The sequence below is a fragment of the Saccharopolyspora sp. NPDC049426 genome (genome assembly GCF_040676935.1).
GTDB lineage: Bacteria > Actinomycetota > Actinomycetes > Mycobacteriales > Pseudonocardiaceae > Saccharopolyspora.
Map to the genome: position 1 here is coordinate 246849 of NZ_JBFAPZ010000008.1, position 15699 is coordinate 262547.

Here is a 15699-nt window from a genome sequence, read left to right on the forward strand (position 1 = left end):
GATCACGATCACGTCAAGCGAGCAAAGTGCCTAATTCGCCGTCCGTTTCACGGCTCTCCGGGGGAGTCGAAACGCCGCCGAACGTCCTCGGCCACCTGAGGGTGCCCGGCCGCCTCGATGTACTTGGCGAAGCGGTGCGCGGTCAGCCTCCGCACGTTGTTTCGCTCACCGTGCAACCCGAGTTGATCGAGCAGCATACCCACGTGGTCCGACGGCGTAGGCAACCCACCGGCCAGCTTCTTGAACACGCCCCACCCGGCGGCTACCAACAGCGGAACCACCACCCACCCAGGCCATTCCAGCAGTCAATCGAAGAACAGCGGGATCGCGGCCGCGATCCCGAGTCCGATGTAGAGGGTCCGGTTCTCCTTGGTCATCGCACGAACTCGTCGGGTCGTGGGTTGGCGAAGTCCTGGTTCTGCAACCCCTGCGCCAGATCGATCAACTGCGACGGCGGGATGGCAGATCCCTCCTGATGACCTGGTCGCCACTGGCGGTAGGTGCGGCTCGGGTAGTTGCCCCAGGAGTGCTCCCGTAGCGCCCGGTCGAAGTCCCGCTTGCCGAGGTCTACCCCCGTTCGGCTACTGCAGGGGGCGTTCTGCGACGAGTTCCACGAGGCGGTCGGCGGCCTCGGCGTCGGTGATGAGGGTGTTGACGATGCCGGAGCGCAGCACCGCGTCTATGGCGCGGGCCTTCGGGGTGGTGTAGCCGACGGCGATCACCTCCGGCACGGCCCGTAGCTGCTCGTGCGGGATCGCCAGGACGTGGTGGGCCAGGCCGGTGGACAGCGCGTTGCCGTCGGCGTCGAAGAGCCGGGCGGCGATCTCGGCGGCGGCGCCGCGCTGGCGGATCGACTCGCGCTCGGCGGGGCTCAGCGCGTCGTAGACGGTGGACTCGTTGGCCTGCCAGGCGCCGATGCTGACCACGGCCTTGGTCAGGTGCTGGAACTGCTCGAAGGTCTCGGCGATGCCGGGCTGGTTGCGCAGGATCTCGGTGGTGCGGCGGTCGGGGAGCACCAGCGGCCCGTAGATGGGGTAGGAATCGCCGCCGCTGGCCGCGGCCACTCGGCCCACCGTTTCCACCGAACGGTCCCGCATGTCCATGCCCGCTTGGACGCCGCACAGCTGCACGATCGGGCACTTGGGCAGGCTGCGGATCGCCTCGGCCATGGCGTTGACCGATCGCGCCCAGGACAGGCCGATGACGTCGCCCGGAACCGTGATCTCGGAGAGGAGCTGGGCGGCGAGCACGCCCACTCGGCGGCGCAGCTCCGGCCGTTCGGCCTTCGACTGCGCTCGGTTGAGCACCAGCACCCGGCGCAGGCCGTAGGCCGTCCGGAGCCGTTCGGACTGCTCCACGTCGACCGGGAACGGTAACTCGAACGAGATCCTGATCAAGCCGTTCTCCTGGGCCGATGCCAGGATCCGGGCAACCTTGAAGCGGCTGATCCCGAACTCCTCGGCGATCTCCAGCTTCGAACTCCCAGCCACGTAGAACCGGTGCGCGATGGACGCCGCGGTCATGGTGTCGATCAGCCCGCTTCGCGGCCGAGGTGTGCTCATATGAGCACTATAACGTGAAAACTTGACCAGAGGTTGACGCAGTCACCAGTGAACCTCTTCAATGCGGGGCAAGTTCAGGGCAGAGTACAGCGCAGTTCGCTCATATGAGCGCTCTGGAGGCGGAGGTTAGATGCGCGCCGCGATCATTGACGAACCCGGATCCATCCGGGTCGGTGACGTACCGGATCCGGTACCGCGGGAGCGGCAGTTGGTGGTGAAAGTCGGGGCCACCGGGATTTGCGGCACCGACGTGCACATCGCCGACGGGCACTTCCCGCCGACGCCTTACCCGATCGTGCCGGGCCACGAGTTCGCAGGCGAGGTCGTCGAAGTGGGCCCGGACGTGCCGGGCGAGTGGAAGGTGGGCGACCGGGTCGCGGTCGACCCGTCGCTGTTCTGCGGCTACTGCACCCCGTGCCGCAACGGGCACGGAAACCTGTGCGCGAACTGGGGTGCCACCGGTGACACCGTCGACGGCGCGTTCGCCGAGTACGTCGCGGTGCCCTCGGCCAACTGCTACCGGATGCCCGAGGCGCTGAACTGGCAGCAGGGCGCCCTGGTCGAGCCGGTCTCCTGCGCGGTGCACGGCGTCCGCCAGATCGGCGTCGAGGCCGGCGAGAAGTTCCTCGTCATCGGCGCGGGCACGATGGGCCTGCTGATGCAGCAGCTGCTCCAGCGCGCGGGCGCGCAGGTCACCGTCGCCGACCGCAACGCGGCGCGGCTGCCGCGCGCGCGGCGGCTGGGCGCGGTCGCCGTCGTGGAGGACGCCACCGAGCTGGACTCCGACTTCGACGCCGCCGTGGACTGCACCGGAGCGGCCCCGGCCATCGAGACCGCGTTCGACAAGCTGCGCCGCGGCGGACGACTGCTGGTCTTCGGCGTCGCCCCGGCGGAGGCGCGAATCTCGTTGTCGCCCTTCCGCATCTACAACGACGAGATCAAGATCGTCGGCTCGATGGCGGTGCTGCACAGCTTCGGTCCCGCGCTGGACCTCATGGCGATGGGCGCGATCGACAGCGACGAGCTGCTGACCGACGCGCTGCCGCTGGAGGAGTTCGGCAAGGCGCTCGAACTCATGCGCAGCGGTGCCGGCCTCAAGGTCCAGGTGCTGCCGGGAGGTGCGGATGCCTAGGCGCTTAGGGCGCAGCCGAATACGGCTCGCGCTGCTGGCGATGGTCAGCCTGCTGCTGACCAGCTGCGCCGGAGCCGGTGCGATCGGTTCCGGCGGACGAACCCTGGTGATCGCGATCGTGTCCAACCCGCAGATGGAGGACGCGGTCGCGCTCAAGAGCGAGTTCGAGAAGGACAACCCCGGCATCAAGCTGAAGTTCGTGCAGCTGCCGGAGAACCAGGCTCGCGCGAAGATCACCGCCTCCACCGCCACCCAGGGCGGCGAGTTCGACGTGGCGATGATCAGCAACTACGAGACCCCGCAGTGGGCGGCCAACGGCTGGCTGGAGAACCTGCAGCCCTACATCGAGAAGACCCCGGGTTACGACGCGAACGACTTCATCCCCAGCATCCGGGACTCGCTGTCGCACCAGGGCTCGATGTACGCGGTTCCGTTCTACGGCGAGTCGTCGTTCCTGACCTACCGCAAGGACCTCTTCCAGCAGGCCGGGCTGACCATGCCGGAGCACCCGACGTGGCAGCAGATCGCCGACTTCGCCGCGAAGCTGGACAATCCCGCCACCGGCGTCTCCGGGATCTGCCTGCGCGGCAAGCCCGGCTGGGGCGAGAGCCTGGCGCCGTTCTCCACGGTCGCCAACACCTTCGGCGCCCGCTACTTCGACGAGAACTGGAACGCCCAGATCACCTCGCCGGAGTTCAAGGCTGCGGCGAACTTCTACGTCAACCTGGTCCGCGAGCACGGTGAGGTCGGTGCTTCCAGCGCGGGCTTCTCCGAGTGCGGCACGCACTACGCGCAGGGACAGGCCGCGATGTGGTACGACGCGACGGTCATGGCCGGCACCAACGAGGACCCGGCCGAGAGCAAGGTGGTCGGCAAGAACGGCTACGTGGCCGCTCCCGTCGAGCGCACCGCCGAGGCCGGCTGGCTCTACACCTGGTCGCTGGCGATGCCCAAGGTCGCCAAGGACAAGGACGCGGCCTGGCAGTTCATGAGCTGGATGACCTCCAAGCAGTTCGTCAAGCAGGTCGGCACGACCTTCGGCTGGAACCGGGTTCCGCCGGGCGTGCGCAGGTCGACCTACGAGCTCCCGGAGTACCAGCAGGCCGCTGCCGCCTACGCCAAGCCGACCCTCGACGGCATCGACAAGGCGCAGCAGTCCAACACGATGGTGAACCCGGTTCCGTACCCGGGGATCCAGTTCGTCGGCATCCCGGAGTTCCAGGACCTCGGAACCCGGATCAGCCAGCAGTTGTCGGCGGCCATCGCCGGACGGATCACCGTCGACGAGGCCCTGGAGCAGTCCCAGGAGTACGCCGAGTCCGTCGGCGAGTCCTACCGGGAGACGCGATGAGCCAAACGGTGGTCGAAGAAGTTCAGGCGCCCGTGGTGAACAAGAAGGAGACCACGGCGTCGAGCACCTGGCTGCGACGCGCGCCGCTGCTGCCCGCGCTGCTGTTCACGGTGCTGGTGACCCAGATCCCGTTCCTGATGACGGTGTTCTACTCGTTCCAGTCCTGGAACCTGGTGCGGCCGGGCTCGCGGCACTTCGTGGGCCTGCGCAACTACGTCGACGTGTTCGCCGACAGCCAGTTCCGCGGCGCGCTGCTCAACACCGTGGTGCTGACCGTGGTGTGCGTGTTCATCTCGATGCTGCTGGGACTGGGCCTGGCGATCCTGCTGGACCGGAAGTTCCTCGGGCGCGGTGTGGTGCGCACCCTGCTGATCACGCCGTTCCTGATCCTGCCCGCGGCGGGCGCGCTGCTGTGGAAGACCACGATGTTCGACCCCACCTACGGGTTGCTGAACTTCGTGTTCGGCGGTGACACCGACTGGCTGGCCGAGTACCCGCTGGCCGCGGTGATGACCCAGGTCATCTGGCAGTGGACGCCGTTCATGATGCTGCTGATCCTGGCGGGCCTGCAGGCGCAGTCCAAGGAGGTGCTGGAGGCCGCGTCGGTCGACGGCGCCGGCCGGTGGCGGACGTTCGTGTCGATCACGCTCCCGCAGCTGGCCCGGTACCTGCAGCTGGCCGGGTTGCTGGGGGCGATCTACATCGTCAACAGCTTCGACGCGATCTTCCTGATGACGCAGGGCGGTCCGGGCACCGCCAGCACCAACCTGCCGTACTACATCTACCAGCGAGCGTTCGAGGGCTTCGACATCGGCCAGTCCTCGGCGATGGGCGTCGTGGTGGTCATCTTGACGCTGATCGTGGCGAACTTCGCGCTGCGCTTGATGTTCCGGACCTTCGGCCTGAGCGAGGTGCGCTGATGCATACCGCGAACCCGATCGGCCGGTGGGCGCTGACCGCGTTCACCTGGGTCGTGGCGATCCTGTTCGTCTTCCCGCTGCTGTGGATGGTGGTGACCTCCTTCAAGGAGGAGGCCGACGCCTACACCGATCCGCCGAAGCTGCTGTTCACCCCGACGCTGACCCAGTTCGCCGGCATCCTGGAACGCGGCTTCCTGCCGTACCTGGGCAACTCGGCGTTCGTGACGGTGGTGTCGACGTTGCTGGTGCTGCTGCTGGCGGTCCCGGCGGCCTACTCGCTGTCCATCGCGGCGGTGCCCGGCACCCAGGGCGTGCTCGGCTTCTTCCTGTCGACCAAGATGCTCCCGATCGTGGCGGCGATCATCCCGCTGTACGTCATCTCGCAGAACATCGGTCTGCTGGACAACGTCTGGGCGCTGGTCATCCTCTACACCGCGATGAACCTGCCGCTGGCGGTGTGGATGATGCGGTCGTTCTTCCTCGAAGTCCCCGGGGAGATGGTCGAGGCCGCGCGGGTCGACGGCGCACCGCTGCCGGTGCTGCTGTTCCGGGTGATCCTCCCGGTCGTGGCACCGGGCATCGCGGCGACGGCGCTGATCTGCGTGATCTTCTCCTGGACGGAGTTCTTCTACGCGGTCAACCTCACCGCCGCGCAGGCGGGAACGGTGCCGGTCTTCCTGGTCGGCTTCATCACCAGCGAGGGCCTGTACTGGGCGCAGCTGTCGGCGGCGGCCCTGCTGGCCTCGCTGCCGGTGATGGTCATCGGCTGGGTCGCGCAGAACCACCTGGTGCGCGGTCTGTCGATGGGCGCGGTGAAGTAGTCGCCGACCGCGGGGCCGCCGCCGCGATCGGCGGCCCCGCGGACTCGGACCGGAGATGAGGATCACACGTAAGGACCCGGTTCGATGAATTAAGGACGTTGGTCCTAGCGGCAGCGGTCAAACCTTCGGCATGCTGTGTGTGTCCGCCCGGTCACGGGCAGATGCATATCGGAGGTAGCACGCTTGTTGGCTAGGGAGACGACGATGGAACAGACCAGGATCGGCGCTTCGGCAACGAACGCGGTCCCCAAACAGGCCGATACCGCCCCAGCGTCTGCTCCTCATGATGTCCCGGCACCTCGTTCCGCCGATGAGCTCAGCGGCCGCCCCCGCTTGATGATCAACCGAGGCAACGCCGCCGGGAGCGGTTTCGTGCTCCAGAACGACCGCACCACCATAGGTCGAGACACCATGTGCGACATAGTCGTGGACGACATCACGGTGTCCAAGCAGCACGCCGAGATCCGGCGCCGGGGCGACGCCTACGTGCTCGTCGACGGCGGTTCGCTCAACGGCACCTACCTCAACCGGCTCCCGGTCGACTCCGCCGAGCTGCACGAGGGCGACGAGATCTGGATCGGCAAGGCCCGCTTCACGTACCGAACCGGTCTGTGAGTCAGCGGACGACGGCCACGGCGCAGTCGGCGTAGTGCACCAGGGCGTGGCTCGTGGAGCCCAGCGTCGTGGAGCGCACGATGTGGCGTCCGCGTGAACCGATCACCAGGAGGTCGGCCTTCTCCGCGGCCTGGAGCAGCGCTTCGGTCGGGGGTTCGAGGCTGACCTCCTGGTGCATCTCGACGTCCGGGTTGGCCTGCTCCACGCCCGCGACGCACTCGGCGAGCAGCCGCTGGTTGGCCTCGACGAAGTCGGACTCGTAGCGCCACCCCCGGTTCGGCGGCAGCGCGTCGGGTGCGCGGGTGGCGTCCGCCATCAGCGCGGTGAGCGTCGCCGAGTGCCGGTACGCGAGGTCGTGGGCGAAGGTGATCGCCTGCCCGCTGGTCTGCGAACCGTCCACACCGACCACCACCCGCCGGATCGGCCGGTCGGCTTCGGTGCCGCGCACGACCACCACCGGGACGTGCGCGTTCCGCACCAGCTCGCCCGCCGTGGACCCGAGCAGCACCCGCCGGGTGCGGCTCAGCGGCGGCGGGCCGAGCACCACAATCCCCATCTGGTCGGTCTCCTCGCGCAGCACCGTGCGCACCAGCAACTCCGGGAACATCCGCCGGCACTCGGTGGCCAGCGCGGCGAGCTCCTGCTGAGCGCAGCCGTGCCGCATCACCGGCTGCTCGCTGGGCAGGTGGACGCGGGTGAGCTCCTCCAGCGGAACCGGGACGGCGCGGACCAGCAGCAACGCCTCGGTTCGGGACAGCGCCTCGCGGGCGGCCCAGCGCATGGCGAGCCGTCCGGCGTCGGAGTCGTCCACTCCGACCGCAACCGCGTGGTGCTCCTGCGTTCTCATCGCCGTCCAGCTCACCACGAGAAGCGCCGGAGGGCATGGTCAGCTCGAAGTCGCCGACTCCAGGTCGGCGGGACGCAGCGCGATGGTGGCGGTGAGGCCGATGAGACCGGTGAGCACCAGGTAGCCGCAGGCCAGCCACGGAGAACCGCCGCCGGCGGCGATGAGGGCGGTGATGATCAGCGGCGTCAGCCCCGAGGCGTAGATGCCGGAGAACTGGTAGACGAACGACATCCCCGTGTAGCGGGAGCGCACCGGCGTCAGCTGTGCGTAGAGCGTGCCCTGGGGCGCGTAGAGCAGCGCGTGCACCACGCCCAGCACCCCGACGATGATCAACCCGCACAGCAGCACGTCCCGGGTCTGGAAGGCCAGGAACGCCGGGTAGACCGAGGCGGCGAACAGGCCGGCGCCGAGCGCGTAGGCGCGGCGCGGCGTGATGCGATCGCTGAGTCGTCCGAACACCGGCAGCAGCACGGCCAGCACGCCCGCGGCGAGCATCACCGACACCAGCACGCTGTTGCGCGGCAGGTGCAGGGTGGAGGTCGCGTAGGACAGGAAGAACACCGCCCAGGTGTTGAACGCGGCGCCCTCAGCCCAGCGGGACAGCAGGCCCAGCAGCGTGTTGCGGCGGGTGACCGGGTCGCGGAACAGCTCCACCAGCGGGGCCTTCGCGGCGCCCTGGGTCTGCCGCATCCGCTCGAACGCCGGGGTTTCGGCCACTCGCAGCCGGATCACCAGGCCGATGAGCACCAGCAGGATGCTCAGGCCGAACGCGATCCGCCAGCCGTAACCGAGGAACTGCTCGTCGTCGAGGACGTTGCCCAGCAGGGCGAACAGCCCGGTGCCGAGGCCGAGTCCGAGGGCGAGACCGACCTGAGGCCACGCGCCGTACCAGGCTCGCTTGCCGGGCGGCGCGTACTCGACGGCCATGAGCACCGCGCCCGCCCACTCACCGCCGATCGCCAGGCCCTGGACCACGCGCAGCAGCACCAGCAGCAGCGGGGCGAGCAGGCCCACCTGCTCGTAGGTCGGCAGCGCGCCCATCGCCGCCGTGGACAGGCCCATCAGCAGCATCGTGCTGACGAGCGTGCGCTTGCGGCCGATCCGGTCGCCGATGTGTCCGAAGAGGACACCGCCGAGGGGGCGGGCGACGAACCCGACGAAGAACGTCACGAACGCCAGCATCGTCGAGACGGTCGGGTCGTCGGTGGGGAAGAACAGCTTGTCGAACACCAGGCTGGCCGCGGTGCTGTACAGGAAGAAGTCGTACCACTCGACGGTCGTGCCCATCAGGCTCGACACGATCACGGTGCGAACGTCCTTGCGCGGCACGGCGCGCACGTCAGGAGCAGGCTGCAGGCCCGCGGTCATCACTGCCTCCAGACGAGGTGCAGGGGAGGGGGAACACGCCTGATCAGGTAGGTCGTGACCCGATTTCAACGGAATTCAGCCCCCCGATTTCCATTGAATTCCGGGTCCTGATTTCCATTGAAATCGGGGACCTGCGCGACGTGGTGGCGCGTGGTCAGCAGTGCGGGAGGCAGCACGGGTCAGAGCGTCGCCGCCAGATGCCCGCGCGGTCAAGTGAAATCGAGGCCGTCCACTTGCTGGGAAGCGCGGTCCGTTCGTTGACATCGTCCTTCCGGCTGCCGAACGATGACGTTCGTGGAACCCCTGACCCGACGCCGCCACGTGGACTTCCAGCGCGTGGTGACGCAGGCGTGTCGCCGCTGACTGCTCCACCCGCTCAACCCGGTTCACGAGTCCACATCGGACTGATGGAGAAGCAGATGTCCTTGACGTTCCACTGGTTCCTGCCCACTTACGGCGACAGCCGCTACCTCGTCGGCGGCGGGCACGGCACGCCAACGCACACCGCGGGCGGCGCCCGCCCGGCGACGTTGGCCTACCTGGGTCAGATCGCGCGCAGCGCCGAGCAGCTCGGTTTCGAAGGCGCGCTGACGCCGACCGGTGCGTGGTGCGAGGACGCGTGGCTGTCGACCGCGATGCTCGCCGAGGTCACCGAGCGGCTGAAGTTCCTGGTCGCCTTCCGGCCCGGGCTGCTCTCGCCGACCCTCGGCGCGCAGATGGCCGCCACGTTCCAGCGGCACTCCGGACAGCGGCTGCTGCTCAACGTCGTCACCGGCGGTGAGAGCCACGAGCAGCGCGCCTACGGCGACTTCCTGGACAAGGACGCCCGCTACGCGCGTTGCGACGAGTTCCTGGAGGTCGTGCGCGGTCTGTGGCGAGGGGAGCGGGTCGACTTCGCGGGCGAGCACGTTCGCGTCGAGGGCGCCGAGCTCACGCGCGTGCCCGACCCGGTGCCGCAGGTGTACTTCGCGGGTTCGTCCCCGGCGGCGGGTGATGTCGCGGCCAAGCACGCCGACGTGTACCTGACCTGGGGTGAACCGCCGGCCAAGGTCTCCGAGAAGATCCAGTGGATCCGCCAACTGGCCGCCGCCCAGGGCCGCGCGCCGCGCTTCGGCATCCGGCTGCACGTGATCAGCCGCGACACCAGCGAGCAGGCGTGGGCCGAGGCGCAGCGGTTGCTCGACGCCCTGGACCCGTCGGTCATCGAGCGGGTGCAGGCGGGGCTGGGTCGCAGCGAGTCCGAGGGCCAGAAGCGGATGCTGGAGCTGCACGAGGGCTCGACCTCGGAGCTGGAGATCTACCCGAACCTGTGGGCCGGAGTCGGTCTGGTGCGCGGGGGAGCGGGAACCGCTCTGGTGGGCAGTCACGCCGAGGTCGCCGAGCGCATCGAGGAGTACCACGCGCTGGGCATCGACGAGTTCGTGCTCTCCGGCCACCCGCATCTGGAGGAGGCGTACTGGTTCGGCGAAGGCGTGCTGCCGATCCTCGAGCGCAAGGGCCTCTGGCGGCACCCGGATCGGGCCGCAGCCGAACCGGTCCCGGCCAGCATCCCGTTCGCGGGAGCCCCGAGCGCGACGTCCTGAGCCGCACGCCCGCGACCGTGCTAGAACGTGGTTATGGGCAAGGGCGAGCAGGTGCGGGCGCGGTTGATCGACGCGGCGGTGCGCCTGCTCGCCGACGAGGGCCCGCAGTCGCTGCAGGCCAGGCGGCTGGCCCGTGAGATCGGCACGTCGACGATGTCGGTGTACCACTACTTCGGCGGCGTGCCGCAGCTGCTGCGCGGCGTTGCCGATGACGGTTTCCGCCGTCTGACCGACCGTCTCGACGCCGTGGCGACGACGGAGGACCCGGTGGCCGACCTGCTGCGCCAGGCGCTGGCCTACCGGGGTTTCGCCCGCGAGAACCCGCACCTCCACGACCTGATGTTCGGCCTGTCCGCTCCGGCAGGGCATCCCGAGCCCGCGGACGGGGAGGCCGGCTGGCCCGCGGTGGCGTTCGGCAGGCTGGTCGCCGCCATCGAACGCGCCATCACCGCCGAACGGCTCGACCGGGCCGAGCCGGGTGACGTCGCGGCCCAGCTGTGGAGCGCGCTGCACGGCTTCGTCACCCTCGAACTCGCTGGCCGCTTCGCCCACGACGACCCGCTGGCGGACGTGCTGGTGCCGCTGACCGCCAACCTGCTGCGCGGACTCGGCGACGAACCGGGCCAGACCCGCACCTCGGTCGGATCAGCGTTGAGCTGACCTCGCCGTGGGCGACCACGCGAAGGCCCCTCACGCCGGAGCTCGGCATTCCGGCGAAGGCGATCGCCGAGGCCATCGCCTTCGCCATCGACCGTCAACGAACTCCGCCCGACGGCCCAGGCGCGAGGGCTCAGTGCCGCAGGGACTTGATGACGAGTTGGCCGATGACGACGTAGACGAGCGCGGCCAGGCCGTAGTTGAGGACGACACCGAGCACCGCGTCGTCCGGCGTGAACACGTCACCGAGGCCCAGGACCAGCGTCTTGGCCAGGACGTAGACCACGGAGACGAACTCGTTGCCCTGGTTGGCGTCGAAGAGCACGAACAGCACGTGGAGCAGGAAGATCGTGAGGACCACGCTGACCACGACGCGGACGATGTTCGCGATCCGGTCGGAGTTCTCCTCCCGGCGCCGGCGCTCCTCGTAGCGATCGTCGTGCGGGGGCTGGCCGTGCGGCGGGTACGGGCCGTGACCGTGCGGCGGGTAGAGACCCTGTCCCTGAGGCGGGTACGGGCCGTTTCCTCGGGGCGGGTACGGGCCGTGTCCGTGGGGCGACGGGTAATTCATGGGGCCGGATTGTGGTTGCGGGAGAGCGGTGGAAACAACCCCGCGCTGATAGCGGAGCGTGGAGATGATCGCCACGAAATGTGGCCCGCAACGTGAAGAACCATCAGCAACCTGCGGAGGCCTGGAATTTCGTGAAGTTGCTCCGGGTAAACAATTTTGCGCGGGCAAGAGAAAGTTGTCAGCGCGTGATTCCGGAGTTCCCGCATCGTTGCCAGAAGTTGTGGGATTGCTCCTATTCGGACGGCATGATCAGCTGCCATGCTCGCTCGCCGCAGCAGCTCGGGAGTGCGCGAAATCCGTGCAGGACAACCAACTTCTTCGGATTGGCAGATGAACTACGCTCAGCAACAGATGGTGCACGCACGGCCACCTCATCACCGACCCAAACGACGCCGCCCGGGCCGCAAGATCCTGGCCGTTCTGCTGGTTCTGGTGCTGGCACTGGTCGGTTTCCTGATCTACGTGGACTTCTCGCTCAAGCGCGAGGCCGCGCTTCCCACGTCCGGTGAGCGTCCCGCCGACGGCCCCGGCACCAACTGGTTGCTGGTCGGTTCCGACAGCCGCGAAGGGCTCGACGCCGACCGCCAGGCCGAGCTGGGAACCGGTGACACCGCGGGCCGGCGCACCGACACGGTGATGCTGGTGCACATCCCGCAGGCCGGTGGGAAGCCCACGATGGTCAGCCTGCCGCGCGACTCCTACGTCTCGATTCCCGGGCACGGCAAGGACAAGCTCAACTCGGCCTTCGCCTACGGCGGGCCGCCGCTGCTGACCCAGACCGTCGAGGCGTCGACCGGCGTGCGCGTGGACCACTACGCGGAGGTCGGCCTCGGCGGGTTCGCCGACATGACCGACGCGATCGGTGGCGTGGACATCTGCGTCAAGGAACCGATGAAGGACCCCAAGGCCAACCTCGACGTGCAGGCGGGCTGCCAGGAGCTCGACGGCCCGCAGGCGCTGGGCTACGTGCGCACCCGCGCCTCCTCGCGCGGCGACCTCGACCGCGTCGAGCGGCAGCGCGAGTTCCTCGCCGCGCTGACCGAGAAGGCGTCGTCCCCGGAGGTCTTCCTCAACCCGCTGCGCCTGTTCCCGCTGATCCTGGACACCTCCGGCGCGTTCCTCGTCGACACCGAGGACCACGTCTGGCACCTGGCGGGTCTGGCGTTCGCCATGAACGGGATCGCCTCCGGTCAGGGCGTGACCACCACCGTCCCGATGTCCGGCTTCGGCGAGACCAGCGATGGTGCGTCGGTGGTCAAGTGGGACCAGGACAAGGCGGAGACGCTCTTCGGCGCTCTCGCCAACGACACCGAAGTCCCGGCGGAAGTCATCGTCACGGGAATGTGAGTCGAACGCTCGGTGCCCGATCGGAAACAATTGTTCCGGTTGGGCGCCGATTGTTTTTCCGGAAGGAATTCCTCAGGCGTCGGCGGCGCACCGGAAACCGAGATTCCCGCTCGAACTGTCCGGTGTGTTGGACGTTCTCGCGGCGACCCGGTAGCGGTTGCAGTAGGAGTCGTGGCACAGGTACGAACCGCCGCGCATGGCCCGGTTGTCGGAACCGTCGGAGAAGCGGTCCGCGCACCACTCCCACACGTTCCCCGACACGTTGTGCAGTCCGAAACCGTTGGGTGCGAAGGAATCCACCGGCGCGGTGCCGACGTGACCGTCCTCGGCGGTGTTGCGCACCGGGAACCGGCCCTGCCAGATGTTGCAGCGGTGCTCACCGCCGGGCGTGAGCTCGTCGCCCCACGGGTAGCGGGCCTGGTCGAGGCCGCCGCGCGCCGCGTACTCCCACTCGACCTCGGTCGGCAGCCGCTTGCCCGCCCACTTGCAGTAGGCCGCGGCGTCGTGCCACGAGACGTGCACGACGGGGTGGTCCCAGCGGCGGTCCAGATCGCTGCCAGGGCCCTCCGGGTGCCGCCAGTCGGCGCCGCTGACACCGCACCACCACGGGGTCTGCTCCGGGCGAGGGGACTCCTTGCGCAGGTGCCCTGGCAGGAACTTGGCGAACACGTAGGTCCAGCCGAACCGCTCGGCCTCGGTGACGAAACCGGTGTCGTCGACGAACTCCGCGAAGCGCGCGTTGGACACCGCGTGCGGGTCGATGGCGAACGAGGCCACGCGGACCTCGCGGACCGGTCCCTCGGCGTCGTCCGGGAACCCGTCGGGGTCCTCGGTGCCCATCCGGAACAGGCCGCCGGGAAGCACCACCATGCCGTCCAGATCCCCGCTGCCCCGGGTGACCTGCTGCTCAGAACCGGTCGCCGGACCGGAACGAGACGGAGGACAACAGCCCGCCACCAACCACACCTCCCGCAGTCGAACGCTTCGCGCAGCGCGACGTTACCCGCGCGGCACCCGTTCCGGCCGCCGAGGACGGCCACCGGTGTGACGGCGGCAACTCCCGGGAACCAGCGGTCGACCGGAACCGACATCTCCCACGACCTCACCACGCGCGGATGGAGATGAGATGAGCACCGAGGCGCCCCCGGCAGCCGAACAGCGCGGCGGCCCCGCCGGAACGTGGGCGGCGCTGCGGCCGCTGGTCCTGCGGCTGCACTTCTACGCCGGGCTGCTCATCGCCCCGTTCCTGCTCGTGGCCGCCTCCACCGGGCTGCTCTACGTGTTCACCCCGCAGCTGGAACAGCTGGTCCACGACCGGGAACTGCACGTGCCGGCGAGCCCGCGCACCGCGTCGGTGGACGACCAGCTCGCCGCCGCGCAGGCCGCGCACCCGGGTGCCTCGCTGATGTCCATCCGCCCGGCGCCCACCCCGACCGACACCACGCAGGTCATCTTCCACGCCCCGGACCTGCCGGAGAGCTTCCAGCGCACCGTGTTCGTCGACCCGCACACCACCGAAGTGCGCGGAATCCTGGAGACCTACGGCAGCAGCCAGGCGCTGCCGCTGCGCGCGTGGATCGACAACCTGCACCGCGGCCTGCACCTGGGTGAATTCGGCAGGCTCTACAGCGAACTCGCGGCCAGCTGGCTGTGGGTGGTGGTGCTGGGCGGGCTGCTGCTGTGGTTCCGGCGCCGCCGGACCTCCCGCAAGCGGCTCGTGGTCCCCGAGCCCGGCGCCACCGGGCGCAAGCGGCTGCTGTCCTGGCACGGCACGATCGGCACCTGCATCGCGCTGGGCCTGCTGTTCCTGTCGGCCACCGGGCTGACCTGGTCGAACTACGCCGGAGCGAACGTCACCCAGCTCCGCGAGGTGCTGGCCTGGGAGACCCCGACCGTGTCCACCGACGTGGTCGCTCCTGAGCACCAGGGCCACCACGGTCACCACGGGCACACCGCGCACACCGGCGGCGACGTCGGTCCGGAACGGGTGCTGCGCGCTGCCGAGGCGCAGGGCGTGACCGGGCCGGTCGAGCTGACCCCGCCGACCTCGGGCGGCGCCTACGTGGTGCAGCAGGTGCAGCGGCACTGGCCGACCCAGCAGGACTCGGTCGCCGTCGACGCCGCCAGCGGGCAGGTCACCGCGACGCTGCGCTTCGCCGACTGGCCGGTGATGGCGAAGCTGGCGCGCTGGGGCGTCGATGCGCACATGGGCCTGCTGTTCGGCCTGGTCAACCAACTGGTGCTGGCGGCGCTGATGGTCGCGCTGCTGGTCACCATCGTCCTCGGCTACCGGATGTGGTGGCGGCGCCGTCCGGCCGGTGCCTTCGGCGCTCCGGTCGCGCGCGGCGCCTGGCGGCAGGCGCCGTTGCGCGTGCTGCTGCCGCTGGGGGCGGTGACGCTGGTGGTGGCGTTCTTCCTGCCGCTGCTGGGCGTTTCGCTGGTGGCGTTCCTGGTCCTGGACGCCGCGCTGGGCCGCTGGCGGAGCGCGCGGAGCTGAGGCGCACGCCTAACGTGACGTTCGTCATCCGCTTAGCGTTCCCGCAGGTGGACCGGCCTCTCGCGATCGCGCCCGCGAAAATCGTTTGACCAGCGTGGATGATGGGAAACATCGCGTGCGTTGGTGCCGGGTGTTCGCGCCATCGCATCCCGTCGCGACGGAATGCCCTGTCGGATCAGGGCGTTAAGCTGGATCGGAGCTCTGGGGGGACGAGCATGCTTGTGAGGGGACGGTTCACGTGACTCCCCGGCACCGGATCATCTGACCGTCGGCCGGCCACCGGCCGCGCCCGAAACCGTCGCGGACCCCACCGACGCGTGGGTCGACCCGACACGTGATCCGGGCTTCCACCGCCCGAGCGCCAGAACTGCATGCCGCAACGCCGTCGGCGATGTCGGCGAATCCGGCCGGTACCCCCGGCCGGGAGG

15 protein-coding genes are annotated in these 15699 nt (G+C 69.2%); 9 read left to right on the top strand and 6 right to left on the bottom strand.

Features of this window, described 5'->3' with window-relative positions:
• Positions 1 to 47: 47 nt before the first annotated feature.
• Complete coding sequence (locus AB0J78_RS19600) at positions 48 to 284, bottom strand: hypothetical protein (RefSeq protein ID WP_363790903.1); 237 nt, start codon at positions 282 to 284, stop codon at positions 48 to 50.
• A gap of 297 nt (positions 285 to 581) precedes the next feature.
• Positions 582 to 1562: a sugar-binding domain-containing protein gene (locus AB0J78_RS19605; protein WP_363790905.1), complete on the bottom strand. Its 981-nt coding sequence runs from the start codon at positions 1560 to 1562 to the stop codon at positions 582 to 584.
• A gap of 130 nt (positions 1563 to 1692) precedes the next feature.
• Between AB0J78_RS19605 and AB0J78_RS19610 the strand changes: the two genes are divergently transcribed.
• From AB0J78_RS19610 to AB0J78_RS19630, 5 genes are all read left to right on the top strand, one after another.
• On the top strand, positions 1693 to 2694 hold the full coding sequence (locus AB0J78_RS19610) for a zinc-dependent alcohol dehydrogenase family protein (protein ID WP_363790907.1): 1002 nt from the start codon (positions 1693 to 1695) through the stop codon (positions 2692 to 2694).
• Positions 2687 to 4045: a sugar ABC transporter substrate-binding protein gene (locus tag AB0J78_RS19615; RefSeq protein WP_363790909.1), complete on the top strand. Its 1359-nt coding sequence runs from the start codon at positions 2687 to 2689 to the stop codon at positions 4043 to 4045. Before AB0J78_RS19610 ends, AB0J78_RS19615 begins: the two co-directional genes overlap by 8 nt.
• Positions 4042 to 4965 carry a sugar ABC transporter permease gene (locus AB0J78_RS19620; protein ID WP_363790911.1) on the top strand — a complete coding sequence of 308 codons (924 nt, stop codon included), beginning with the start codon at positions 4042 to 4044 and terminating at the stop codon, positions 4963 to 4965. The genes AB0J78_RS19615 and AB0J78_RS19620 overlap by 4 nt, the downstream gene beginning before the upstream one ends.
• Positions 4965 to 5786: a carbohydrate ABC transporter permease gene (locus AB0J78_RS19625; protein ID WP_363790913.1), complete on the top strand. Its 822-nt coding sequence runs from the start codon at positions 4965 to 4967 to the stop codon at positions 5784 to 5786. Before AB0J78_RS19620 ends, AB0J78_RS19625 begins: the two co-directional genes overlap by 1 nt.
• Positions 5787 to 6122: 336 nt before the next feature.
• Entirely contained in the window at positions 6123 to 6401 is a 279-nt protein-coding gene (locus tag AB0J78_RS19630; RefSeq protein ID WP_363790915.1) for an FHA domain-containing protein, read from the top strand.
• 1 nt (position 6402) lies between these two features.
• On the opposite strand, the gene AB0J78_RS19635 is transcribed toward AB0J78_RS19630, so the two are convergent.
• Together AB0J78_RS19635 and AB0J78_RS19640 are read right to left on the bottom strand one after the other, a co-directional pair.
• Positions 6403 to 7248: a universal stress protein gene (locus AB0J78_RS19635; RefSeq protein WP_363790917.1), complete on the bottom strand. Its 846-nt coding sequence runs from the start codon at positions 7246 to 7248 to the stop codon at positions 6403 to 6405.
• Positions 7249 to 7287: 39 nt separating this feature from the next.
• Positions 7288 to 8616 (bottom strand): MFS transporter, encoded by a 1329-nt coding sequence (locus AB0J78_RS19640; RefSeq protein WP_363790919.1) that lies wholly within the window; start codon positions 8614 to 8616, stop codon positions 7288 to 7290.
• A gap of 419 nt (positions 8617 to 9035) precedes the next feature.
• On the opposite strand from AB0J78_RS19640, the gene AB0J78_RS19645 reads away from it, so the two are divergent.
• Together AB0J78_RS19645 and AB0J78_RS19650 are read left to right on the top strand one after the other, a co-directional pair.
• Entirely contained in the window at positions 9036 to 10199 is a 1164-nt protein-coding gene (locus AB0J78_RS19645; protein ID WP_363790921.1) for an LLM class flavin-dependent oxidoreductase, read from the top strand.
• Between the two features lie 33 nt (positions 10200 to 10232).
• Positions 10233 to 10859, top strand: coding sequence for a TetR/AcrR family transcriptional regulator (locus AB0J78_RS19650; RefSeq protein ID WP_363790923.1), 627 nt, complete (start codon positions 10233 to 10235; stop codon positions 10857 to 10859).
• A gap of 130 nt (positions 10860 to 10989) precedes the next feature.
• Here AB0J78_RS19650 and AB0J78_RS19655 read toward each other — a convergent pair whose 3' ends face one another.
• Positions 10990 to 11427 (bottom strand): hypothetical protein, encoded by a 438-nt coding sequence (locus tag AB0J78_RS19655; RefSeq protein WP_363790925.1) that lies wholly within the window; start codon positions 11425 to 11427, stop codon positions 10990 to 10992.
• 330 nt (positions 11428 to 11757) lie between these two features.
• Between AB0J78_RS19655 and AB0J78_RS19660 the strand changes: the two genes are divergently transcribed.
• Positions 11758 to 12774, top strand: coding sequence for an LCP family protein (locus AB0J78_RS19660; RefSeq protein WP_363790927.1), 1017 nt, complete (start codon positions 11758 to 11760; stop codon positions 12772 to 12774).
• A 72-nt stretch (positions 12775 to 12846) separates the two neighbouring features.
• Here AB0J78_RS19660 and AB0J78_RS19665 read toward each other — a convergent pair whose 3' ends face one another.
• Positions 12847 to 13644 carry a formylglycine-generating enzyme family protein gene (locus AB0J78_RS19665; RefSeq protein WP_363790929.1) on the bottom strand — a complete coding sequence of 266 codons (798 nt, stop codon included), beginning with the start codon at positions 13642 to 13644 and terminating at the stop codon, positions 12847 to 12849.
• A gap of 256 nt (positions 13645 to 13900) precedes the next feature.
• Between AB0J78_RS19665 and AB0J78_RS19670 the strand changes: the two genes are divergently transcribed.
• A complete protein-coding gene (locus AB0J78_RS19670) occupies positions 13901 to 15271 on the top strand; it encodes a PepSY domain-containing protein (protein WP_363790931.1) in 1371 nt (456 codons plus the stop codon).
• Positions 15272 to 15699: the final 428 nt, after the last annotated feature.